Raw genomic sequence first — 23,276 nt, forward strand, 5'->3', positions numbered from 1 at the left:
AAATCTATGCTCCGCGATTCGTTCGTTTTTCTGCTTCCACCACGCTCGTTTTTAACGTTTTGTCACACCTTCTTTTTTCGCCGCCGGATCAACGTATACAAAATTCGGATCAATTTGGTCATCCAGTTTATCAAAAGCTTGTTCCATTTGCGAAATGATTTTGTGTTGGTTTTCATCGTTCAATTTCATTTTCCGGTCAACGACGATCGGGTCGCCAATTGCAACGGTAATTTTTTTCCGGGAAAGTAATGTCTTAAAGGTTAATGGACCTTGATAAACCGCTGGAACGATCGGGACGTTGGCCATTTTAGCAATCAAGGTCACGCCGCCTTTCATTGCTTGTGAATGGCGGGTTCCAGATGGAAACATGATCAGTGACATGTCTTTATTCCGGAGCCACTTAACGGGCGTTTTGATTGCTGATGGTCCCGGATTTTCACGGTCAACCGGAAATGCGTTGGCGTGTGTTAAAATAAATTTTAAAATTGGATTTTTAAAGAGTTCTTTTTTTGCCATAAATGCAAACTGCTTGGGGACAGCAGCAAGGGCAAATAAAAGTGGATCAAACCATGTTCGATGCGGCCCGACAAGGATATAATTGCCTTCAGGAAGCTTCTCTTTATTTAAAACGGTCAGTTTACCGTTGAAGATTCGAACAAGAAATGCAACGACCCGGCGCATAAAATTGTAAAACATGGTGTCACTCCTTTCGCTTTTAATCCATTTTAGTATGCAAAAAATTACAGCAACTTTCAAGTAAATATATTAAATTAGTGAGGAAGGATTATGGAAAAGGTCAAGTTATATGAAAATGAACGGGTAGATTCGCTGTTGGCGGAGGACTTGCAAATTATTCAAAGCGCTGATGTTTTTTCGTTTTCGCTTGATGCGGTTTTACTTGCGGACTTTGTGAAACCGGTCAACCGGCCGGACCGGAAAGCGGCTGACCTGTGTGCGGGAAATGGGGCAGTCGGATTATTTATCAGTAAAAAATTTGCGGGTCAAATCGATCAGGTAGAGATTCAACCGCGATTGGCGGACATGAACCAGCGCAGTTTGGAATTAAATGGCCTGACCGATCGCATCAAGGTCTATAACCGGGACCTCAAGGATGCATTTTCATTTCTTGAGAAGGATTCGTATGACATTGTTACATGTAATCCGCCGTATTTTAAAACCTTGCCGCAAAGCAAAAAGAATCCGAACCAGTATTTGGCACTTGCACGGCATGAAATTGCGGTTACGTTAGAGGATACGGTTGAAATTACCAGTGGACTATTAAAAACGGGCGGGAAAGCATATTACGTTCATCGTCCGGACCGGTTGATCGAAATTTTAGATACGATGCAGGCTCATCGCTTGGCACCGAAACGGATCAAATTGATCTATCCGAAGCAGGGACGAGATGCGAACATGGTCTTGATTGAAGCAATCAAGGATGGCAAATCAGATGGATTGAAGTTTTTGCCACCAGTGATCACCTACACAGATCAAAATGAATACACGCCAACGATTAAGGAAATTTTATATGGAAAGTAAATATTACATGTATGTCCTGTTGTGCGCAGACGGAACGTTTTACGGCGGATTTACCAATGATGTTGCGAAACGGGTCGCCACGCATAATGCAGGAAAAGGCGCCAAATATACTAAAACCCGGCGACCGGTTAAATTGCTTTATCATGAAGAATTTGAAACGAAGTCGGCCGCATTAAAAGCTGAATATGCATTCAAACATCAATCCCGCAAAAAAAAGGAGCAGTTCTTGCTTAATCATGGTGTTTTAGAGTCATCATGGATATAATATAAGCATGAACAGAAAGAAGGTTTTTTGAAAATGAAGTTAATTGCATTTGGCGTTCGGAAAGACGAAGAACCATACTTTAAAAATTGGGAACAAGAAAACGATGCGGAAATCAAACTCGTTCCGGAGCTGCTTTCAGAAAAGAATATTGATTTAATTAAAGGGTACGATGGAATCATCGGCTTGCAAACGACGCCGTATAAGCGTGAATATTTTGAAAAAATGAAGGATGCAGGGATCAAGATCCTATCGATTCGGAATATTGGGATTGATAATATTGATCTAGATGCAGCCAAGGATAATTTGATTCCGATTACAAATGTCCCAGCATATTCGCCGAGTGCAATTGCAGAATTTACAATTACCCAAATCATGCAACTTGTGCGGCATATTAAGATTTTTGATGAAAAAATGAGCCATCAAGATTATCGGTGGGAACCGAATATCAGTCGGCAGATCAATCAAATGACGGTTGGTGTTGCTGGGACTGGGCGAATTGGTCGGGCAGTGATCAATTTGCTTGATGGTTTGGGAGCCAAAGTCATTGCATTTGATCCGTATCACAATCCTGAATTGGAAAAACGCGGAATGTACGTTGATTCAATGGAAGAAATGTACCGCAAGGCAGATGTGATCACGCTCCACATGCCGGCAACGAAGGATAACTACCATTTGTTGGATAATACAGCATTTAGCCAAATGAAAGATGGCGTCATGATTATTAACACTGCTCGCGGAACGCTGATTGATTCAGAAGCCTTGATTAAGGCGTTAGACAGTGGCAAAGTCGGTGGAGCAGCATTGGATACCTATGAACATGAATTACCGATTTTTGATCATGACTTAACGGGGCAAAAGATCGATGATCCGATTTTTAACAACTTAAATGAACGGAATAACGTTTTGATCACGCCGCACATTGCTTTTTACACCACTGAAGCGGTTAAGAACATGGTCGAAGTTGCATTGAACTGTGCAGCAACATACTTGAATGAAGGAAAAATGACGAATCCGGTTGTTGAAATTCATTAATTAATTATTGCAATTTCAAAGGGATTTAAGTATAATTAAAAAAGTGTTTCGTACACTAATTCACACCTTATGCGATGGAACAGGAAGTGCTTGAAAATTCAAGTTCCGGTTCAATTGAACATAGGGGAGGATAAAAAACTATTTTGGAGGTATTGTAATGTCAGTAATTACAATGAAACAATTACTTGAAGCTGGTGTACATTTCGGACACCAAACACGTCGTTGGAACCCTAAGATGAAGAAGTACATCTTCACAGAACGGAATGGAATTTACATCATCGACTTACAAAAGACTGTTAAGTTGATTGACCAAGCATACGACTTCATGAAGAACGTTGCTGCTGACGATGGCGTTGTATTGTTTGTTGGTACAAAGAAACAAGCTCAAGACGCAATCGAAGAAGAAGCAAAGCGTGCGGGTCAATACTACGTAAATCACCGTTGGTTAGGTGGTACTTTAACTAACTGGAACACAATCCAAACACGGATCAAGCGCTTAAAGGACATCAAGAAGATGGAAGAAGACGGCACATTCGAACGTCTTCCAAAGAAAGAAGTTGCTTTGTTAGTTAAGGAACGCGATCGTCTTCAAAAATTCCTTGGCGGAATCGAAGACATGCCACGGATTCCAGACGCAATCTTCATCGTTGATCCTCGTAAGGAACGGATTGCTGTTAAGGAAGCTCAAAAGTTGAACATTCCGATCGTTGCAATGGTTGATACAAACGCTGATCCAGATGAAATCGACGTTAAGATTCCATCAAACGATGATGCTATTCGTGCCGTTCGCTTGATCACTTCAAAGATGGCTGACGCAATCATCGAAGGTCGTCAAGGCGAAGACGAAGAAGACGTTACAGAAGATACATTCAAGAAAGACGACAAGCAAGTCGACTCAATCGAAGACATTGTTGAAGCCGTTGAAGGCGACAATGACTCAGATGCTGAATAGTTTATAATAATTGGCTGTCTCAGATAGTGGGCGTCGAGCCTTTTATTTGGTGACAGCTTTTTTAATAAAAAAATTTAAAAACTTTGAGGAGGATGGCTCATGGCAAAAATTGCTGCAAAACAAGTTAAAGAATTACGTGATAAAACAGGTGTCGGCATGATGGCTGCTAAGAAGGCTTTAGTTGCAACTGATGGCGACATGGACAAGGCAATCGATTACTTACGTGAAAAGGGAATTGCAAAGGCTGCTAAGAAGAGCGACCGCGTTGCTGCTGAAGGTTTAGCTAATGTTGTAATTAGCGGAAACACAGCCGTAATCGTTGAAGTTAACGCTGAAACAGACTTTGTTGCTCAAAACGATCGTTTCCAAGCATTAGTAAAGCGGACAGGTGAACTTCTTGCTGAAAACAAGCCTGCTGATGTCAAGGCTGCTTTGGAAATCAAGACAGACCGTGGTACATTGAACGACGAATACATCGATGCAACTCAAGTTATCGGTGAAAAGATCACTTTACGTCGTTTCCAAATCGTTGAAAAAGCTGACGGCGATAACTTCGGTTCATACTTACACGACGGTGGCCGGATCGCTGTATTAGTTGTCTTAGAAGGTGCCGATGAAGCAACTGCGAAGGACGTTGCAATGCACGTTGCAGCTATCAACCCGAAGTATGTTAACCGTGACCAAGTTCCTGCAGACGAAGTTGCTCACGAAAAAGAAGTCTTAACTGAAGAAGCTAAGAACGAAGGCAAGCCTGAAAAGATCATCGAAAAGATGGTTGAAGGCCGGTTGAACAAGTTCTTCTCAGAAATTTCATTGGAAGACCAAGACTTTGTTAAGGATTCAGACCAAACAGTTGGCAAGTACGTTGCTTCAAAGGGCGGCAAGATCAAGGCATTCTACCGTTATGAAGTCGGCGAAGGAATCGAAAAACAAGAAGATAACTTTGTAGACGAAGTTATGAGTCAAATTAAATAATTGATTTAATTTGTAAGCTCTATCCTTGTTATATCAAGGGTAGAGCTTTTTTATTTTGCTTAAAAATGATGTAAGTGTGCCATAGGTGTGCCAAGATGTTAAAGTTCGTCAAGTTTATTCACCAATTTTCTTTTAGCTTTCTTTGTTACGTGAAGATAAATCTGTTCAGTGACTTTCCCTGTTGAATGTCCTACACGTTGTTGGATTACATAGAGCGGAACACCTAATTCTGCTAATTTTGAAATATGGGTATGACGAAATATATGCGTAGTTAACGGCTTATTGATTTCCAATTCTTTTTTAGCTTTTCGTAAAAACGAATTAATTGAATTCGGCAATATAGGTGTGCCTGACTGACTTTCGAAAATAAACTCTGAATTATTTTGATATTCTTTCAGAAAATTAAGAATTTTAACTGCACGATTAGATAACTCGATATCCCGCATTCCAGCTCTTGTTTTAGTAGATTTACTTTTGATTGGTCTACTATGAAGATACTCTAAAGTACCTGTAATATGTGCTATATACACATCATCGATTAATTCAATATTGTCCCATTTCAAAGCAACTGCTTCACCAATTCTCATCCCAGTTTGATAAAGCCACTCTAATAATGCACCGTATGATTTGTTTTTTGCCCACGCGTATTTCAAAACCATAGTTAATTCGTTCTGTTCAAGAAATTTATCAGTGATCTTAATTGGGCCTGATTTCTTCCATTGAATATCAATATTATTAATAACATCTTTATTCAAATAGCTATGTTTTACGCACCATTTTAAAAACACGCATGTTTTAGCAAACATCTGCTTTAGTGTGGAAAGCGCATATTGATTACTAAACTGGATATCTTCAAAAGTCTTCGAAATAAATTCAGCGGTTAAATTGTTAATAATAATGTTGAAATCAAAATGCTTTCTAAAAAATGGAATAAAAGTATGAACAGTAGATGAATATGTATTTGGTTTCACTAATTGCTGATATTCTGGTAACCATTCTTGAATACATTTTTCAATGGTTTGGCCTGTAATAATATTTGAACCATTAAGTTTGGATAGTCTTTTTTCGATTTTCTCTGAAAGAATAATTTTGGCTTGCTTTTGTGATGCACGTGACTTTGATTTCATAGTTACAGAAACAATTTTTTTCTTTTCTGTCAATGGATCAATGTAACTTTCACGAAACATATACTTGTCGTTTTTATTTTCCATCCACATTTCTTGTCATCTCCTTTATGATATAATGAAAAAAGGGTGTAAAAGCCCTTATAAATGCTTTGGTACGAACCATCACTCTAAACTTTGGCGAGGGAAGAGTGGTGGTTTTATTTAATTTAGTTTGTTTTAAAATGCTTTAGAATAAAATATGATATAAAAAATGCAATTAAAGCTATAACAAAGCTAAAAAGAAGTTTTGCAAATATAATGTTTTTAAAAAAAGATATAATGTCTTTAAAAAAAGATATAATGTTTTTAAAGAAAAAGATGATGAAAAAAACAATAATTCCTACAAGAAAAGAAATTGAAAAAGGATGATCATAAATAACACTTTTACGAGTTTTATTGCTTTTACGATTTTTAGTACCTTTATCGATTTTGGGGTATTTTTTTCCGCAATAAGGGCAATAATTATCATCTTCTTTAGCGTTTTTGTTTTCTTTATAAAACATAATGCAAGCGGGGTTTTGACAATATTTAGTGATTAACCTTCCGGTTTTTGAATCATAATTTTTTTTAGGCATAAGCATTCATCCAATCGTTTTTTAATAATGCATGTATACATTTTCTAATCACAGTATTTTCTTCTAAAGAAAATGCTTCTTGCTTTGCACCATTTGACATGATATTAACTTTTATATCTTTATTTAGGTTTATAGTAATAATTGAATCTTTTGAATCCGAACTAAAATCAAAAGTATCTTGAATATCGGGATTTTCCCGTTGAAGGATAGTCTTTAATTCATTGGAAATTTTTGAATCGGAAACCAATTTATAAAAATTCAAAAATTCATTTCCATCTTCGCCTTCCTCTTCCTCTTCCTCTCTTTTGTTCGCTTTATCTGAATGATTTTGTTGAATAATTTTTATAGCATAGCTTACTAAAAAGTCTAAATTATCATTTTTCTTATGATAAGGATTTATAAAAGAATTTAACTCTAAAAGGTCATTCATATTATATTGAGGTTTCTTTTCTAAGTTTAACAGTCTGCTTCTCCATTGACTTTCAGTGTGAATATCTCTGATTCGATCTTGTTTTTTTGTATAATAGTATCCAACAATAGTTGTTATTAAAGTAGAGGCAGTAACTGTAGTTTGAGTTAATTGTTCTGGCTTTTCTACTTCAAAAAAATATTTATAAATAAAATATACCCCGAATATAATTGAGATTACCAAAATTAGTATGGCAAATATTCCAAAAACAGTATATATAAATTTCAAAATAAAAGGGGCTTCCTTATCAAAGAAAATATCCTTAAAACCAATTATATATAAAATTAATATTGCAATTATAAATAAAGGTAATATAGCTATAAATACGGTGGCTTTCATTTCATTATTAACTCCTTTATTTATACTCAATCAACGTATGGAATTGTGTTGCAGCATTACTCATTCCCTGATTACCAACAGAGTTGAGTTTAATATCCACAATTTCATAGCCATCATTTTGCATATTTGTCACGATATTATCAATTTGCGTAGAATATTTATCTTCAAAGCTAAAAGATTGATTGCCAAACTTACTAAAGCTGGTTACAAGGCAAACGTGAATGTTACCATCTTTTTCGTGTAAGTTTGGTTTGATTGAATTTTCATAAATTCCTTCTGATGTAATTTTTTGTGATTTGTTAAAAAGTCCCATAAATATCTTCCTTTCTAGAATGTATGTTCGAAATCTTGTCTAAATAATAGCCCTTAAAAAGGACCATTATTATTAGTTGTTTTATTGCAATGCAAATCTAATCTTCAAATTATCATTAAAGAAACTTGGTTCATAGACAAGTTTTAAATTAGATTTATCGGCGTTGTTAGGGATTTCAAAAATAACGTCTTTTGTAATTGACGCACCTTTATCCATTTCACCAGACTGCATGTCGTTGTTATCAGATGAAACGCATGTCGAATCTTTAATATCGCCATTGTTGTCGATCTTGAAATCTAACGTATTGTAATCTTTACTTTCATTACTATTATTTTTTAGTGTAACATTTACAATTGCGAATTGATTTCCGTCTTGCGGAGTTTCCGGGCCAATTGAATTGGCATATTTAACATTATTTACGTTAAGATCAACTTTATCATGAGTTGCCGTTTGACCTAATTTAAACACTTTATTTTTGTTAGTTGCTGCTTTGTTGGTTGTAGTTTGTTCAGTATTTGAATCATTTTTTGATTTTGAAGAACTACCAGCACTGCCAAAAATTCCAATTGCAATGATAACTACAATAAGCCAAAACCACCATTTTTTATAGAAGGGCTTTTTCTCCTTTACTGTATATTTCTTACTGTTTTCGTCTGTGATCATTTTTTTAGACATACGAAAACCTCCTCTAAATATATAATCCTTAGCTTTTTATGTCTTCAAAGTTATTGGACATTTTTTATAGATATTCCATCATATCTTCACTGACACCAAATTGTTTATAAAGCTCATCAAAGTATTCAGGACTTTTGCCATTTTCTTCTTCATAAAATTTTTCACATAGATTCAATGCGAAAAGATTAGCTTCATGTTCCGTCTTTGCACAGGTAGTGTGGTTTTGAGTGTAGTAACTCTGTAATCCATTATGTAATTCAACGTGTGCAAGTTCGTGTGCACAAACAAAATAACGTTCAGAAGATTCAGATATTGAATCGGATAACAGAATGATTGGTTTATCAAATAAGTAAACTGTATCTCCTTTTGGTTTGTCTATTCCTTTATATTCAATTGGAATCTCTTTTTGATTGCAAATCGTGAAAGGGTTATAGGTCTTATATTTACTCCATAATTCATTTATTAAATTTGAGTATTCCAACAGCATCAATCCTTTTTAAATTTATCTTTGTATTTGTAAAAGACTTGTGTTAAAGCAATTTTTAACCGTTCTTTTTCTTCATCTGTTAGATTTTGACCATCATAAGTCATTCCATAGTTTAAATTATCATCCAAGAATTTTTTCAAATCTTTTTGATCAGATGTGGAGTTGTTATTTTCACGACCTAAGAGATAGTCTACAGATACATGAAAATAATCAGCTACTTTAGCAAGATATTCTCCATTTGGAGTTTGTTTTTTCCATTTGTATAAAGTGCTTTCTCCAAATCCAAGTTCATTAGCAACTTTTTGAAGAGTAACACCTCGGTTTTTTGCAAGTTTTTTTATCCGTTCAAACGTTGTCATATCAATAATTCTCCTAAAATAATACGAGAAAATTATATTTTTGGAAAATAAATTGTTGACTTAATTTTCCGATTGGGATAATATAATACTCGTAAGTTGATTGGTAATAAAAAACGTCAGCAAATAAAGACGAATAAAAACAACAATCTTGGCGGATTAATTAGTTTAATAGGTCTTTATGTGTGGTTATTTATTACACTTTTATATTACCCATATGGGTAAAGAGTGTCAATAAAAATTATCATTTTTTATTACTTTTTTTCTGACGGTAAGCGGGTGGGTTGGTAGTTCTTTGAAAATTAAATAAACAAAAAAGCAGGATAAGCCTGCTTAGAAATTAAAGTTTGGGGTTTTGTTTTAATCTTGCTTTTGTTTGTTTTGAATATTCTTGGCGAGGTGATTTAAATGGCTGATGTTGCATTGCTTTTATCGATTTGTTCACTTGTTTTTGCTGTAATTGTAGCTCTGATTCAACGTTAGATAAATCAAGTGGCAAAAGGTATTCACTAAAATGATTTTTTTTGCCGATATAAGGAAATTTTCTTACTGCATATAGTAATTGTAAATATACTCTTTGAGGAAAAGGTTTATCTGATTCTCTTAGTGGCAAAAAAACAAAAAGAGGAGTATATGTGTTAGCTTTAAACGTTCCATATGTTTTAGCAGGGAACGGTATCTCAGAAACATATCCATCCTTATCCGTGTAATTAAAAATTGGCGATAAAGTTATATGTCCAGCTGATCCTGCTGTATAAGCTTCAATTATTCCTCTTTCGGGATCGTTTGTATGAAAACAGAGTCCGAAATAAGCTATGTCATTAGGCGAAGGGTTTAAAAACGAAAGATGAATAAGAACACCTTGCGGTAACGGTTCGTATTTTATTTTTCCTTGTTGTTCATATCTTACTTTAATCTGTCCCTCACAAATTGGTTCATATCCAGGCGGGGAAAGTAGGTTAACTTGAAGTAACTCTGATCTGCTTTTAGCAAGTGTAATAGCAGAAATAATCGTTGCAATTATTGATATGATAATTGGAATCCAAAATTTCATATATAGAAACCTTCTTTGTAGTTTTTATACTCATTTTACCAGAAAGGAGTGATCACATTGGCAGAACTTACTTTGGAAAGCGGTCGTAAAAAAATTCTTGAATGGATGCAAGCTAATGATGTTTCCTATCAAGACATTGCTACAGCTTTTGGATACAAAAACAAGCAAACAGTCCGGGATTATATCACGGGCGATGTCGATTCAACTAAAGCAAACGAATTAGTTTTGCGAATCATTTCAAAGTTCAGAATCAGATAGAGGTGATTAATATGTCTCGGAACTGGTTATCAAAGAAAGAATTCGTTGATAAGTATGGATATTCTAATTCTACTTTCAATCGTAGAAAAGAAGAATGTTTGGAAACTCAATATCGGGACGCATTTATTCAACCTTCTAAATATGAACTTTGGATAGATGAAGATATTTATCAAGAGTTCTTAATTTATAAATCAAAAAACAGATTTAAAGCAAAAGTGAAAGCTGCTAAAAATGCAGTTGAAAGGTGGTGATTTTAATGAGTAAACATGCAACAAACGTGATGTGTAAAGTCGAAACAGCAATTTTCTTGATTGCGACTGTTTCAGGAATTATATCAACAAAACTGACAACGGGATGCTGGGTAGCATTTTTAATTGTGCTACTAATCCACATGATTCTTGACAAAAACTATTTGCAAGAATGGTGCGATTGGTTATGGCAAAAATAAAAGCCCTGCGAATAAACCGCAGAGCAATACGACACTAAGGAGATTATAACACATGTTTGAAAAAGAAAAACAGGCAATCATTGATTGTCCAGACAATATGATTAAGGTTTCTGATTTCTATCATTTACTAGATACGGCTCAGAGCGAAAACTTAATTACTAAAGAGCAATTCAAGAAATGGAATGAAGTTCTTGATAACATTATTCCAATTTTAATTAAAGGTGCAGAAATTGATCCACAGACCGCTAAGTGTGGTTTTGTTCTAACACGAGATATGTGGCGAAACAATGACTTTATCGTTTATGTCGTTAACAGATTGGCAGGTAAGTATGGAATTGATATGGAGGGATAATCAATGAATTTATTTGAACTCAACGAAAAATATCGCGACCTCGAACAACGTGATGATTTAGATTCTGAAACTTTAAAAGATACATTAGATTCAATCAATGATAGCCGTGAAGTGAAGCTGGATAACATTGCAAATTGGATTGAAAACAACCAAGCGGATATTGATTTCTTGGATAAGAAAATCAAGCAGCTACAAGCCGATAAGAAATCATTAGTCAATCGAACTAAGTCATTGATGGAATACATGACAACAGTGATTGACGATTCTGGATTGAAAGAACTCAAGACTGAAAACCATATTCTTAAACCACGGAACTATCGGGCGTCAGTTTATATCAGTGATGAAAAAGAAATTCCAAGCGAATTTGTGAAATTTAAAGCAGTTGAAACTATTGATAAAAAAGCGATTTATGAATTACTTAAAAATGGAAAAACAGTTCGTGGTGCTGAATTAAAACCTAATCGAAAGACGGTTATCAAGTAATGGGAGGTGGTTAATTAGTGTTTGAATTACGAGATTACCAAAGCCAAACTATTGAGGACATTTACAAATCAATGAAAAAAGGGAATAGAACCATCGTGGTTCAACAACCTCCCTCGAACCGGGAAAACAGTCATTATGAGTGAAATAGCACGACGAGCAACTGCAAAGGGTAATCAAGTATTGTTTGTTGTTCATCGCAAAGAAATCGTTGACCAAGCTATGGCAACATTTCAAGAACAAAATGTTGATATGAATTTAGCACAATTGGGCATGGTTCAAACAATTGCACGCCATATTAATGAGATTCCTGAACCGCAAGTGATTTTTATCGATGAAGGTCATCACAGCTTAGCGAAAACATATCAGCGAATCATCGATGCTTTTCCGAATGCGATTAAGCTACTTTTCACTGCTACACCACAACGAACAGGCAAGAAACAATTAGATTTAATCGCTGATGATATTGTCCTCGGAAAATCAATTAAATGGTTAACCGAACACGGTAACTTAGCACCATTCACATACTACTCAATTGATGACATTGACCGTTCTAAGCTCAAGAAAAATAGTACGGGTGATTTTACCAGTGAGAGTATGGAACGGGCTGTTAAGAAGAAAATATACGGCGATGTAGTCGAGAACTACAAGGAACTTGCCCCGAACAAGCAAGCGGTTGTTTATTGCTACTCCGTTGGAAATGCGATTAAGGTTGCGCAAGAATTCAACGACAATGGAATTTCAGCAGTGGAAGTTGACGGGACAACTGATCCGGCTAAGCGTGATGGAATCATTGAAGACTTTCGCCAAGGAAAAATCAAAATATTAACTAATGTCAACTTGTTTACCGAAGGGTTAGATTTACCAAACGTTGATTGTGTAATTATGGTCCGGCCGACTGCTTCACTCGCATTGTACTTACAGTTCTCAATGCGATGTCTTAATCCACGTGAAGGTAAGGTCGCAATCATCATTGACCATGTTGCCAATTGGAAAGAGTTTGGATTACCTGATCAAGATCGCGATTGGCAAGCAGCGATGAAAACTAAGAGTGGATCTAAAAGAAAAAATACAAATCAAACGACTGACTCACCACTTCAATGTGATCATTGCTACGCTGTTTTCTATCGATCAGAATTGACGGAAAACAAACTCTGTCCATATTGTGGAATGGAGGTTTCAAAGAAACAAATTGAAATGGCAGTAACTAAGGCAGAATTGGTTGAAATCAACGAAAGTAAACTACGGGTAAACCGGTTGAAGAAAATCATGCATAGCAACGTTATGCGAAATGTTGCTGGTAAACGTCCTAGTGAGCTAAGAACAATGGAAGAATTTCAAGCGTATGCAAAACTACACCATTACAAGCCCGGGTGGGCATGGTATGCATATAGAAAATTTACAAAGAAAGGCAGATAGAATATGGGAATTTTACCAAAGGACGAAAAGTTAAGTCCGAAGACAGAACCAAGAAATTTCTTTATTTACGGCAAAACGATGTCGGGGAAAAGTTATTTTTCAAGTTTCTTTCCACACCCGTTAGTTCTAAATACTGACGGGAACAGTGCACAAGGAACCGCACCAAGCATTCAAATCAGAAATATTCGGGATGCAAACGGAAAACTGAAACAATCAGCAATTAAGCAGCTTGATGAAATCATCACTGAATTGCAGCAACCTGGAGTGACGTTCCAAACCATTGTGATTGATGTAATTGATGATATTTGCGTCATGATCGAACAAGCAATCTGCTTAGATAATGGCGTTCAAGCATTAAGTGATGTTCCTTATGGGAAAGGTTATTCATTATTTAATGCAATTCTTCAACAATTCGTTATGGACCTTAAAGCATTGCCAATGAATGTAATTTTTATCAGTCGAGAAATTGAAGTTACTGATGAAAACAGTGGTCGTACAGAATTGAAACCATCATTAAAAACAAAATACTACAACATTGTCAATGGAAACTGTGATTTAGTTATTCATACGCAGAAATTTGGCAGTGATACCTATTATCGCAGCGTTGAAGACCGACGAACGGTTTACGAACCTGAAAATATTTCAGATCCAAAGGTTTTACGTTTATTAAGTTCAGTTAAGGGAATGTTCCCAGAAAAGAAAAAAGAAAGCAAATAAAGAGAGGTAATAAATTATGAGTTTAGCAGATATTTTAAATGACACAAAGAAGAATTTTGATCCAAAGAAAGACAGCATTAACGGTTCATACGACAAGTTGCCAGAAGGAACATACTTGGTAACACTCGACAATACAAATCACTTCGTATCAAAGACAAGTGGTTTTGAACAATTAAGTTTCAAGATGACTGTTGTTGACGGCGAACACGCAAGCCAATCTGAATTCGTGGGGGTTAACTTAGCAACCGAAAAGAAAGATGGTTCGCCAATGCCCGATTTCGTTGTTACGAAAAATATGCGTTTGTTGGTAACGATTGGTGCATTAGTGGGTTTAACAATTACTGATGAAATGGTAATGGGCAATGTAACTGATGTTTACGAAAAATTAGTTGGCGCATTCTTACCATACAAAGGTAAGTTGCTTGAAATGACAATTAAGGAATCAGCAAACAAGAAGGATCCAGATAATCCATTCCGAAATTATGAATTCGCAGAAGCAACAGAAAGCAATAATGATCCATTTAAGAAACAAGCGAATGACAATATCGAAATTTCAGATGACGACATGCCATTCTAATTGATTTTTAGGCAGTATCCATAAACTACCGAACGGGTGGAATGCCCGTTAGAAAGGATAGAGTTATGCGAGATTTAACTGAATATGCCGTGCAATATGCACGCAAAGGTTTATCGGTGATTCCAATGATTCGAAAGCAACCACTGATTAAATTTGCTGATAAACCACCGTTAACAGAAGAAGAGATTCGCAAATTTTGGAAAACTCATCCATACGCTAACATCGCGGTTAAAACTGATAATTTTTTTGTTTTTGACGTTGATATTCATAAAGATGGAGCAAACGGAATTCAAACCTTTAAGGAATTAAATCATCCTGAATGGTTCAAAGATACATTGGTTCAGAAAACAGCCCATGGCGGTTATCAGTATTTCTTTCTGAAACCAGACAATTATCGAATGACGCAGATCATTAATTTCCTGCCAGGGATTGATATTAAGGCACATCAAAATAATTACGTAATGATTGCACCAAGTATCGTTGATGGAGTTCCTTATCAGTGGTTAAACAAGAAATCAATCATTAAGGCACCGCAAGGACTGATTAATTTAATCAAAGAAAAATCCAAACCAGTGTATACCGGTGGAGTTAATGAAAACTACGTGATTGACGGTAAAACCAAGACATCTGAGTTGTTTGAACAAATCATTAAGGGTTTTGGCTTGACCGGTGGAAGGAACAATGCATTGGCAGAATTTTGTGGCGGGCTATTATTTCGCAATGTTGATCCCGAAATCGTATTGGAATTAGCAAAGATTGCGAACGAAAATACCGAAGCGAGTTTACCGCCAAAAGAAGTTGTCACCACGGTGAATAGCATGATTAAAAAAGAGATAAGGAGGCGAGAACAGCTTGAAAACAATCAAACTTGATGGCGAATCAGTTGGGAAATTGCGATTGATGCAGAACAAGAAAGCCAAAAAGAAAATCGATATTCCATTCATTCGGACAGCAGAAGGTAAGATCAAAGTTAACAGTTTACGGAATATTGAATTGATCATTGAAAATGATGAACGTTTGAAAGGTCGATTCCGATTTAATCTCTTTACCTCTGAAATTGATGTCGTTAAAGATTCTAAAGAATTAAACATCAAACAAGGAAGATTAATGGATGCTTACTACTCTGAAATTGCTTCTTACATTGAAAGCAATGCTGATTACAACCACGTTCTGTTTGATGAACGAAAAATCAGAAGCGCATTAACAGTCGTATCAAGACGACATGCATATAATCCAATCATCGATTATATGAATGAAGCTTATAAGGAATGGGACAAAGAAGAACGTCTGAATACGTTGCTTGCCGATTATCTGGGTGTTGAACAAACACCAACCGTTGAATTGATTACAAAATTATTCTTTTGTGGTGCGGTTGCTAAAGCATTCAATCCGAAAACGAAATTCGACTTTGTGCTTGATTTAGTTGGTGGCCAAGGAGCGGGAAAAACAACTTTTTTACAAAACATCGCACCACTTGGTTACTATACTGATCAGTTTACCAATTTTGACAATAAAGATGATTTCGCAGTTATGCGAAGAGCGTTGATTATCAACGATGATGAGTTAACTGCGACGAGTAATGCGAGTTTTGAAATTTTGAAAAAATTCATCACATTACAAGAGTTTGAATATCGGAAACCATACGGGCATGAAGCGGAACGATTTGCAAAGAACTTCGTTATGGCAAGAACGACCAACGAACTGTATTATCTGAAAGACAAAACAGGCGAACGGCGTTTCTTACCAGTCTTAGTAAGTAAATCGCGACAAAAGAAATCACCAATCGATGATTTAAATGAGAAATTCGTCAAACAGCTTTGGGGTGAAGCGGTTCATTTATACAAAGATGAAAAGTTCACATTCAAACTCACGAAGCAGCAGGAGAAAGAATTAGAAAATCATCGAATCAATTTTATGTATACCGACGAAGTTGAAGATCGGATTGATGAAATGTTGGTGAATGATTTTGAAGGCAAAGATTTCATCACGTCAAAAGACATTGCTTTGAGATTAGGCGACAATGTTGATTTAACGAAAGATCGTAAGTTAGCATCTAAGGTTTCTGAAATTATGATTAATCGGTTTCATTTTAGAAAAAGTCGAAAGCGGATAGAAGGAACGATGAAACGAGGATATGAAAGGAGTGTGTGACACATTGTGACGCTATGTGACACTAAAACTGTTCTTAGTGTCACAGCTTGAAACGTTGATATATCAATGACAATGAGCCGTTGTGTGACACTGATACACTATTTCCTAATAAAAAAATAATAAGTAGTAATTATATATATAACTATAAAAAGTTTGATTTTTAGTGTCACAGTGTCTCACGACGGTTAATCCTTAGAGCCACATGGGATAGACAGATTTTTACCTAGTGTCACTTAGTGTCACACCTGTCACAAATTTATGACAGCAGAACACAAAATTCAAAATGATATTCGAGTTGCACTCACGAAAAATAATTGCAGAGTGTTTAGAACAAATGTTGGTAAGGTTCGAATGGCTGATGGGCGTTGGTTTGATACTGGCCTTCCGAAAGGTTTTCCAGACTTAATGGGTTTTCGATTGGATGATACAACGATTTTTTTCATCGAATGTAAAAACGAAAAAGGAAAGCCGCGAAAAGATCAAATCGAATTCCATAAGTTTCTAACACAATGCGATGTGGTGCATGGAATTGCGCGAAGTATAGATGATGCAATCTTAATAGTTAACGAAAGGAAGGTTGGTTATGGTTTCGAGAAATATGATTGACCTCAAACAAATGATTAAACATAAACGTTATCGCAGATTTTTATTTACACGAAAGGAGAATATTCGATGGATAAAACAACGTTAAGACCGAATTATTACAAAGACAAACACGGCAAGGATTTATTCTCACATTTCAAAGACGGGTTATTAAACCACGAGCAATTATCAGGTTTCTATCTCGGAAACATCATGAAGTATCTTACACGTTATCGTCAGAAAAATGGCATTGAAGATTTAGAAAAAGCATCCGTTTATTTAGATCAATTAAAGGAGTTGGAACGAAATGAAAAATGAAATTGCTGATCGTTTAAAAAAATATGCAGAAGAAATTCGGGATAGTTATGATCCGAAGAACAACTTACGTGATGTAATTGCTGATGCGCTTTGGTATCTCATTGAATTAAGTGATGATCCAGTACGGTTGAAGATCGCTAATAAGTATGTTGAATATATCACCAGCGACACAATTGGAGTTAGTGATTATCAAGAAGCTGCTACTCCATTTAGTAAATCGGACGCACACAAAATCATTAATGGTTTGGTGGTGGATATTGATGACTGAACGTTGGCAAACCGTTGAAGAATATCCTGATTATCAAGTTTCAGACTGTGGAAGATGTCGTAATCGAAAAACAAAGAATATTCTCAAGCTTTATTACGATAAAAGCAATCGCACGATTTATATTGGATTGTATCGCAATCATCACCAACATCGTGTTTCATTGCCACGAATAGTTTATCAAGCATTCGGAACGGAAGAATTGAATAAGGATAAAAAGGTCGTTCATCTGGATGGTGATTTTCGCAACAATCAAATCGAAAATCTTGGGTGTCAAACATACACACAACCATCTGAAAAATCATATCACTGGAAGTTGATCCATGAAGATGGTACGGAAGAATGTTTTTACACGTTATTTGATGTTCAAAAATCATTCAAAAATACGCCTGAGTATCGAACTAATGAATTGTATGTGCGTAAATTAGCCCATAAAAACGCCTGTGAGCTCGTTCAATTAAATGAAGGCGTAATTACATTCAGAGACAAAAAAGCTGCGACAGAATATCGTAACAAAGTTCTGGAATTCGTCCATTATTGTGAAGATAAATACGGGTCAATGATGAATGTTAATGAATCTGATCCAAAGGTTATCGAATATCGTAAAGTTATCTAGTCGTGGTGTCGGGAGTGGTTCGATTCCACTCCTAGATATTGTGGTTCTGAGATACAACCACAGAATTTAATTTAAAGGAGATGAATCATCTCCATAAAAAGTCTTTTCACTCGTATCTCGCTCTTTAAAATACACCGGTTTAGTAGTTGTCAAAGGCTACTAAATCTTTGCAGGTTTTAAGGTGTACCTGCTAAAAAATACACCAGTCTAATACAACGTGGTTAGGGAATGCAACCATATCAAAAAAATATATAGAAAAGAGATGAAAAATCTCCTTTAAGTGCTTATTCTTATCGCATTCCACAATCTGTCGGTTTTCATCGGCTGGCAGATTTTTCCGAGAAGTGATTCTCGGGCCTATTCGATTTATTAAACTATCTATATCTCAGGCTTAATAGCTTTCGTCGGCTATTAAGTCTTTGGCAAGAACAATGGATGCTGGAGTTCAAGCCAACCAAAAAAATTACGTTTTTAAACAACCAATGCATCCGAGTTATTGATTGTAAGTTATACGGGGTTCGACTCCTCGCATAACTATTGCGCGCGCAGGAAATAAATTTATTGGAGGAATATTAATGGATAAATTATGGTGGATATTTCAAATCATCCTTATCATCTTAAAACTGATGCACATCATCACCGTTTCATGGTTGATTGTATTTTTACCAGTTGTCATTTCGGTAAGCGAGATGGTTGCAACGTTCATTTTGGTATTAGTAAAGGTGTGGTTGGATGAATAATCGTTGGAGAAGAGTTGCGAACTTAGATGAATTAAGTTATGCGTGTACGGTGTCAGAAACAGACTATTCAATAATGGTCTTTAATTCAGTGATGTGGGGCGTTGTAGCGCTTGATAATCATACGGAACGCCGAACACCGAGTTTCAGGAAAGGAAATAAACGATGAACCTTAAATGCAAATTAACAACAGACGAATTAATTGAACTTGCCGAAACCGGGAAAGTAAGGAATATCGTACTGGATAGCACGGCGAAAATCGTGCTACACGAATGTTTAAATATGCTTAAGTTTGAAAAATACTATTACGAAGGAGAGAAAAAACGGAATGCAAGATAGATTTAAGTTTAGAGCATGGGATAAGATCCAAAAAATGTATATAAATAATGTACAAGTGGGCTTATCAAGTTATGACCATACAAGCGGACATACAGAATATTTAGGATTTGATGATATTTTAAACAGCAAACGTTATGAAGTGGAGCAATGTACCGGATTAAAAGATAAGAACGACAAGCTGATTTATGAAGGCGACATTGTAGATGATGGCGAGCAATACACCAAGATAATTTTTGATAAAAGTTGTTTTTGTTATGACGATGGTAGCGGTTTTTATGATGATTTAGATTTTTATTACACGCATTGTGAAGTCATCGGTAACATTCACAAAAACCCAGAATTATTGGAGGAAGAATAAATGAGTAAAAGAAATGAAAAGCGTAGTGTACTGAAGAAACGTAAACGGAGAATGAATTACAACGGTATTAAGCCGGGGAACCTAGTTCAATGGCAAGGAATGAAATACAAAGTAGTTGCTTTATTAAAACAAGGATGTTTGCTACTTGATAACGGCGCAAAACCGAAAGCAAAGGAGTGTGAACGCATTGAATGAAACAACACTCTATTTCATCACGCTTGATAATGAGGTTAAGCACATTAATCGCGACGTTAAAGATCTTGGATATAAAGACGTCGCTAAGAATGATTATCGGATTATTTTAGATGACGTTGAGTGCTGTGTTGATCGTGAAACGTGGAATTATATTTGGGATTGGTTGTCATGGCATTAGTGATTTCAATCGTGATTGAATTTATTCTATTCGTTGCTATAATCAGTATAAAAAAATAACGCCACAATCGGCGTCACTACAATAATATCGACAATATTATTATAACAAATTAAAGGAAGTGACGCTTGTGGATGGAGCAGAATTAACAGCATTATTCCAGTATGACGATGAACAAACAGCGAAAAACGTAAGTGATTTTTTTAAGAACTTCAAGCGCATTAGTCGAATGGCTGGTGAAGATCCGTCAGCGTTAAAATCTCCGGTGATTTCAGATATGCCTGTTAGTCATGGTGGTGGAAATCACAATGAAGATAAATTAGTAGATCACGCAAACGCTACTGACCTTGCGCCAAAAATTATGAATGATGTTAAATTTGCTTTGAATCATATTTCTCAACGATCAAAAACAATTATTTTAGGTGTTTATGTTGATGAACTATCACAAACATCAATGGCGGAAAGATTGTTATGCAGTGAAAGCTCATATAAGATCTATAAGAAAGTGGCGTTAAATGAATTTGCGGACAGTTTAAGCTCGCCAAGAACGATACTGAAAATTAATCTGCATGTTGAAAGCGGAAAAGAACTAGTCGTCGGCTAGTTCTTTTTTTATAATATAATTATTCTTTATTTTTAGGAGAGATATAATTTGGAAAAATGGAATTTTGCTTTTAATTTAATGTCAATGTTAGCGTCTATTGGAACATTTGGTACTTTTATATTTTTACTTTATGACAAAATATCAAGTTATAAAAAAATACAGGAAGAAAAAAATGCAGCGATTGATGATTTAGAAAATTGTAAAGCCGTTTCAAATGAATTATTAAAGTTGTTATCGAATGCTATAACATGTACTTACTCAAACAGTATGGAAAAAATAGAGGAGCTTTCGTATTCGGTTTCGCTAGTTTTGAGTTATAAAATTATTGGTAATGACATTCACAACAGCTTATTTTATTTAATAAATAAAATGTCTACGATCAAAATTTATAATAATATATTGGAAGAAGAACAGCGTATTAATTTGGAAAAATATGTAGAACAAATTACTAAGTATGTAAACTTAGCAATTAAAAGACTTCAGAAAAAGATAAAATAATAGACAAAAATCGACTTTTTTCTGGCCTAAAACTAACCAAAATTCGGCTACATATTGACTAGCTTAGGGTTTATTATGATATTGTCGAAAGATGAGGCGAAGCGAATGAGAAATACGAAACGTTTCGGCAAAGTTAGAACGAGCGAAGAGTATTTCATGCTTTGCCGGTTGGAGAAAGAGATTAAACTTAACAAACAAAAGAATAAGAAACGTAGGCGATACACACAAGATGTACCGCCTATTTGTTTGCAACAAAGGAGGTGAGTAGAATGCCATGAATGGTTTAAAGAAAAGTGTAGAAAACGGGCCTTTTTTTAAGTTAGATAAGTTACGTCAAGATGCTGTCATTATGTTGTTTAATAATGAACTAACTAATGAACAGATCGCGAAGAAACTGCATTGTAGTCCAAGTACGCTTTATAAGTGGAAACGAGATACTACTTTTAAATTAGCGCAAGAGCAATATGCTCGAATGGTTGTTAAAGATTATAAGAACGATGCTTTGAAGAAAGTTCACGAATTATTAAATGCACGTTCCGAAATGGTTCAGTTGCAATCAGCAACAACGATTTTGAAAATGGCAGGCTACTTGTCTGATAATTCAACTCCTGAATTAGATGAAGCTAAGGTTCGTAAACTTAAAGCAGAAGCCGATATTGCTGAAGCTAAGGCTAAATCAATGAATGAGAATGGCAATCGCGTGGCCGAAAAGATTGATAAATTATTCGATAAAGTTTTAGAGGAAGTGCCAAAGAATGACGATTAATCAGTTATATACGCCAAAACAAATCAAGGTTCTTCAAACATACCTTCGTAATGATTGGAGAATCATGGTTAATTATGGTGCTGTTCGTGCTGGTAAGACACAGATAGATAATGATTTATTTTTGCTAGAATTAAAACGCGTCCGAAAGATTGCCGATGAATTAGGTGTTGATGAACCGATGTATATTTTAGCAGGCGTTTCATCTAAAACAATTCAGAATAATATTCTTCAAGAATTAACTAATAAGTATGGCATTGATTTTCACTTTGATAAACATGGATCATTCACATTGTTTGGTGTGAAATGCGTTACTGCTTTTACTGGTTCAATCGGTGGTTTGGGTGCAATTCGTGGGATGACTGCTTTTGGCGCATATATCAACGAAGCAAGTTTAGCAAACCAAGCGGTGTTCAATGAAATTGACAGTCGTTGCAGTGCTAGAGGTGCACGGATCATTTGTGATACCAACCCGGATAATCCTGAACACTGGTTGAAAAAAGATTATATCGACAATCAAAATGACGATGCTAAGATTGTTTCATTCCATTTTACGATTGATGATAACACATTCTTAACTGACGATTATATTAAATCCAAGAAAGCTAGTACGCCGTCTGGAATGTTCTATGACCGTGATATTTTAGGCTTGTGGGTATCAGGCGAAGGAATGGTTTATCGTGATTTTAACAAAGACATAATGAAGATTAATCGCGATGATGTTCCTGATGAATTAAGTATTTACTGTGGTGTTGACTGGGGATATGAACACAAAGGCTCGATTGTTGTTCTTGGTGATGATGACCAAGGCAATACTTATCTTCTTGAAGAACATACTGAACAGTATAAAGAGATTGATTATTGGGTAAATGTTGCTAAGAATATTCAAGAAAGATACGGCTATAACGTTGTCTTCTGGGCTGATTCTGCTCGTCCTGAACATGTAGCAAGGTTTCAAAGAGAGAATATTACAACTTACAATGCTGACAAAAGCATTTTGAGTGGTATTGAATCAGTGGCCAAACGAATTAAATCAGGACATTTCAAAGTAGTAAATGGGGCAAGTGATAAATTCTATGATGAAATTTATCAATATATCTGGAATGAAAGCACTGGATTACCCGAAAAGAAAAACGATGACGTTATGGATGCAATGAGATATGCAATCTATAACAAACATAAAAATACGGAAGCTGAATTTCTTAACAGTCCGTATATCTAAGGAGG

Annotated in this window: 37 protein-coding genes; 28 read left to right on the top strand and 9 right to left on the bottom strand. The window is 35.6% G+C overall.

All coding sequences use genetic code 11. The annotated features are described in order from the left end of the window. Positions 1-51 precede the first annotated feature (51 nt). Positions 52-696: a lysophospholipid acyltransferase family protein gene (locus tag FC33_RS06460; RefSeq protein ID WP_057827789.1), complete on the bottom strand. Its 645-nt coding sequence runs from the start codon at positions 694-696 to the stop codon at positions 52-54. Between the two features lie 90 nt (positions 697-786). Between FC33_RS06460 and FC33_RS06465 the strand changes: the two genes are divergently transcribed. The 5 genes from FC33_RS06465 to tsf all read left to right on the top strand — a co-directional run bounded on the left by FC33_RS06465 (position 787) and on the right by tsf (position 4,763). Beyond that, positions 787-1,539 carry a tRNA1(Val) (adenine(37)-N6)-methyltransferase gene (locus FC33_RS06465; RefSeq protein WP_057827790.1) on the top strand — a complete coding sequence of 251 codons (753 nt, stop codon included), beginning with the start codon at positions 787-789 and terminating at the stop codon, positions 1,537-1,539. After that, complete coding sequence (locus FC33_RS06470; RefSeq protein WP_057827791.1) at positions 1,529-1,804, top strand: GIY-YIG nuclease family protein; 276 nt, start codon at positions 1,529-1,531, stop codon at positions 1,802-1,804. The genes FC33_RS06465 and FC33_RS06470 overlap by 11 nt, the downstream gene beginning before the upstream one ends. 33 nt (positions 1,805-1,837) lie before the next feature. Beyond that, entirely contained in the window at positions 1,838-2,836 is a 999-nt protein-coding gene (locus tag FC33_RS06475) for a D-2-hydroxyacid dehydrogenase (RefSeq protein WP_057827792.1), read from the top strand. Between the two features lie 157 nt (positions 2,837-2,993). After that, complete coding sequence (gene rpsB / locus FC33_RS06480; RefSeq protein ID WP_057827793.1) at positions 2,994-3,788, top strand: 30S ribosomal protein S2; 795 nt, start codon at positions 2,994-2,996, stop codon at positions 3,786-3,788. A gap of 99 nt (positions 3,789-3,887) precedes the next feature. Further along, entirely contained in the window at positions 3,888-4,763 is an 876-nt protein-coding gene (gene tsf, locus FC33_RS06485) for a translation elongation factor Ts (protein ID WP_057827794.1), read from the top strand. A gap of 98 nt (positions 4,764-4,861) precedes the next feature. Here tsf and FC33_RS06490 read toward each other — a convergent pair whose 3' ends face one another. The 8 genes from FC33_RS06490 to FC33_RS06525 all read right to left on the bottom strand — a co-directional run bounded on the left by FC33_RS06490 (position 4,862) and on the right by FC33_RS06525 (position 10,197). Beyond that, entirely contained in the window at positions 4,862-5,980 is a 1,119-nt protein-coding gene (locus FC33_RS06490) for a tyrosine-type recombinase/integrase (protein ID WP_057827795.1), read from the bottom strand. Positions 5,981-6,096: 116 nt separating this feature from the next. Beyond that, positions 6,097-6,504 carry a hypothetical protein gene (locus FC33_RS06495; protein WP_057827796.1) on the bottom strand — a complete coding sequence of 136 codons (408 nt, stop codon included), beginning with the start codon at positions 6,502-6,504 and terminating at the stop codon, positions 6,097-6,099. After that, positions 6,497-7,312, bottom strand: a complete 816-nt coding sequence (locus tag FC33_RS06500) for a hypothetical protein (protein ID WP_057827797.1) — start codon at positions 7,310-7,312, stop codon at positions 6,497-6,499. The genes FC33_RS06495 and FC33_RS06500 overlap by 8 nt, the downstream gene beginning before the upstream one ends. Positions 7,313-7,328: 16 nt before the next feature. Continuing rightward, a complete protein-coding gene (locus tag FC33_RS06505; protein ID WP_057827798.1) occupies positions 7,329-7,625 on the bottom strand; it encodes a hypothetical protein in 297 nt (98 codons plus the stop codon). Between the two features lie 81 nt (positions 7,626-7,706). Next, complete coding sequence (locus FC33_RS06510) at positions 7,707-8,300, bottom strand: DUF4352 domain-containing protein (RefSeq protein ID WP_057827799.1); 594 nt, start codon at positions 8,298-8,300, stop codon at positions 7,707-7,709. Positions 8,301-8,364: 64 nt separating this feature from the next. Then, positions 8,365-8,781 carry an ImmA/IrrE family metallo-endopeptidase gene (locus FC33_RS06515; RefSeq protein WP_235803902.1) on the bottom strand — a complete coding sequence of 139 codons (417 nt, stop codon included), beginning with the start codon at positions 8,779-8,781 and terminating at the stop codon, positions 8,365-8,367. Between the two features lie 5 nt (positions 8,782-8,786). After that, entirely contained in the window at positions 8,787-9,146 is a 360-nt protein-coding gene (locus FC33_RS06520; protein ID WP_057827801.1) for a helix-turn-helix domain-containing protein, read from the bottom strand. Between the two features lie 337 nt (positions 9,147-9,483). After that, complete coding sequence (locus FC33_RS06525) at positions 9,484-10,197, bottom strand: hypothetical protein (RefSeq protein WP_057827802.1); 714 nt, start codon at positions 10,195-10,197, stop codon at positions 9,484-9,486. A gap of 57 nt (positions 10,198-10,254) precedes the next feature. On the opposite strand from FC33_RS06525, the gene FC33_RS06530 reads away from it, so the two are divergent. The 23 genes from FC33_RS06530 to FC33_RS06630 all read left to right on the top strand — a co-directional run bounded on the left by FC33_RS06530 (position 10,255) and on the right by FC33_RS06630 (position 23,271). Continuing rightward, positions 10,255-10,455 (top strand): hypothetical protein, encoded by a 201-nt coding sequence (locus FC33_RS06530; RefSeq protein WP_057827803.1) that lies wholly within the window; start codon positions 10,255-10,257, stop codon positions 10,453-10,455. An 11-nt stretch (positions 10,456-10,466) separates the two neighbouring features. Continuing rightward, positions 10,467-10,706, top strand: a complete 240-nt coding sequence (locus tag FC33_RS06535) for a hypothetical protein (protein ID WP_057827804.1) — start codon at positions 10,467-10,469, stop codon at positions 10,704-10,706. Positions 10,707-10,711: 5 nt separating this feature from the next. Further along, positions 10,712-10,903 (top strand): hypothetical protein, encoded by a 192-nt coding sequence (locus FC33_RS06540; RefSeq protein WP_057827805.1) that lies wholly within the window; start codon positions 10,712-10,714, stop codon positions 10,901-10,903. Between the two features lie 52 nt (positions 10,904-10,955). Next, entirely contained in the window at positions 10,956-11,255 is a 300-nt protein-coding gene (locus FC33_RS06545) for a hypothetical protein (RefSeq protein ID WP_057827806.1), read from the top strand. Between the two features lie 3 nt (positions 11,256-11,258). After that, complete coding sequence (locus FC33_RS06550) at positions 11,259-11,738, top strand: siphovirus Gp157 family protein (protein ID WP_057827807.1); 480 nt, start codon at positions 11,259-11,261, stop codon at positions 11,736-11,738. A gap of 135 nt (positions 11,739-11,873) precedes the next feature. Then, positions 11,874-13,154, top strand: a complete 1,281-nt coding sequence (locus tag FC33_RS06555; RefSeq protein WP_057827808.1) for a DEAD/DEAH box helicase — start codon at positions 11,874-11,876, stop codon at positions 13,152-13,154. Positions 13,155-13,157: 3 nt separating this feature from the next. Next, complete coding sequence (locus FC33_RS06560; protein WP_057827809.1) at positions 13,158-13,871, top strand: ATP-binding protein; 714 nt, start codon at positions 13,158-13,160, stop codon at positions 13,869-13,871. 16 nt (positions 13,872-13,887) lie between these two features. Next, positions 13,888-14,448, top strand: a complete 561-nt coding sequence (locus FC33_RS06565) for a DUF669 domain-containing protein (RefSeq protein WP_057827810.1) — start codon at positions 13,888-13,890, stop codon at positions 14,446-14,448. A gap of 65 nt (positions 14,449-14,513) precedes the next feature. Beyond that, positions 14,514-15,320, top strand: a complete 807-nt coding sequence (locus tag FC33_RS06570) for a bifunctional DNA primase/polymerase (RefSeq protein WP_057827811.1) — start codon at positions 14,514-14,516, stop codon at positions 15,318-15,320. After that, positions 15,301-16,599, top strand: a complete 1,299-nt coding sequence (locus FC33_RS06575) for a virulence-associated E family protein (RefSeq protein ID WP_057827812.1) — start codon at positions 15,301-15,303, stop codon at positions 16,597-16,599. The genes FC33_RS06570 and FC33_RS06575 overlap by 20 nt, the downstream gene beginning before the upstream one ends. 258 nt (positions 16,600-16,857) lie before the next feature. Next, positions 16,858-17,205: a VRR-NUC domain-containing protein gene (locus tag FC33_RS06580; protein WP_057827813.1), complete on the top strand. Its 348-nt coding sequence runs from the start codon at positions 16,858-16,860 to the stop codon at positions 17,203-17,205. 66 nt (positions 17,206-17,271) lie between these two features. Next, complete coding sequence (locus tag FC33_RS06585; RefSeq protein WP_057827814.1) at positions 17,272-17,499, top strand: DUF3310 domain-containing protein; 228 nt, start codon at positions 17,272-17,274, stop codon at positions 17,497-17,499. Continuing rightward, the gene (locus tag FC33_RS06590; protein ID WP_057827815.1) at positions 17,489-17,767 is read left to right on the top strand and encodes a hypothetical protein; all 279 of its coding nucleotides are present in this window, start codon (positions 17,489-17,491) and stop codon (positions 17,765-17,767) included. The genes FC33_RS06585 and FC33_RS06590 overlap by 11 nt, the downstream gene beginning before the upstream one ends. Further along, positions 17,760-18,380: an NUMOD4 domain-containing protein gene (locus FC33_RS06595; RefSeq protein WP_057827816.1), complete on the top strand. Its 621-nt coding sequence runs from the start codon at positions 17,760-17,762 to the stop codon at positions 18,378-18,380. Before FC33_RS06590 ends, FC33_RS06595 begins: the two co-directional genes overlap by 8 nt. 575 nt (positions 18,381-18,955) lie before the next feature. Beyond that, positions 18,956-19,120, top strand: a complete 165-nt coding sequence (locus FC33_RS08320; RefSeq protein ID WP_155519396.1) for a hypothetical protein — start codon at positions 18,956-18,958, stop codon at positions 19,118-19,120. Further along, positions 19,113-19,286 carry a hypothetical protein gene (locus FC33_RS08325; RefSeq protein WP_155519397.1) on the top strand — a complete coding sequence of 58 codons (174 nt, stop codon included), beginning with the start codon at positions 19,113-19,115 and terminating at the stop codon, positions 19,284-19,286. The genes FC33_RS08320 and FC33_RS08325 overlap by 8 nt, the downstream gene beginning before the upstream one ends. 159 nt (positions 19,287-19,445) lie before the next feature. Continuing rightward, positions 19,446-19,814 (top strand): YopX family protein, encoded by a 369-nt coding sequence (locus FC33_RS06600; RefSeq protein WP_057827817.1) that lies wholly within the window; start codon positions 19,446-19,448, stop codon positions 19,812-19,814. Further along, positions 19,815-20,009, top strand: coding sequence for a hypothetical protein (locus FC33_RS06605; protein ID WP_057827818.1), 195 nt, complete (start codon positions 19,815-19,817; stop codon positions 20,007-20,009). Further along, positions 20,002-20,187: a hypothetical protein gene (locus FC33_RS06610; protein WP_057827819.1), complete on the top strand. Its 186-nt coding sequence runs from the start codon at positions 20,002-20,004 to the stop codon at positions 20,185-20,187. The genes FC33_RS06605 and FC33_RS06610 overlap by 8 nt, the downstream gene beginning before the upstream one ends. A 127-nt stretch (positions 20,188-20,314) precedes the next feature. Continuing rightward, the gene (locus FC33_RS06615) at positions 20,315-20,788 is read left to right on the top strand and encodes an ArpU family phage packaging/lysis transcriptional regulator (RefSeq protein ID WP_057827820.1); all 474 of its coding nucleotides are present in this window, start codon (positions 20,315-20,317) and stop codon (positions 20,786-20,788) included. A gap of 48 nt (positions 20,789-20,836) precedes the next feature. Continuing rightward, positions 20,837-21,286, top strand: coding sequence for a hypothetical protein (locus tag FC33_RS06620; protein WP_057827821.1), 450 nt, complete (start codon positions 20,837-20,839; stop codon positions 21,284-21,286). Between the two features lie 274 nt (positions 21,287-21,560). Next, positions 21,561-22,052, top strand: a complete 492-nt coding sequence (locus tag FC33_RS06625; RefSeq protein ID WP_057827822.1) for a phBC6A51 family helix-turn-helix protein — start codon at positions 21,561-21,563, stop codon at positions 22,050-22,052. After that, the gene (locus FC33_RS06630) at positions 22,042-23,271 is read left to right on the top strand and encodes a PBSX family phage terminase large subunit (RefSeq protein ID WP_057827823.1); all 1,230 of its coding nucleotides are present in this window, start codon (positions 22,042-22,044) and stop codon (positions 23,269-23,271) included. The genes FC33_RS06625 and FC33_RS06630 overlap by 11 nt, the downstream gene beginning before the upstream one ends. The last annotated feature ends 5 nt before the right edge of the window (positions 23,272-23,276 follow it).

Origin of the sequence: Ligilactobacillus aviarius subsp. aviarius DSM 20655, assembly GCF_001436315.1 — a bacterium.
In the GTDB taxonomy this organism is placed as follows: domain Bacteria; phylum Bacillota; class Bacilli; order Lactobacillales; family Lactobacillaceae; genus Ligilactobacillus; species Ligilactobacillus aviarius.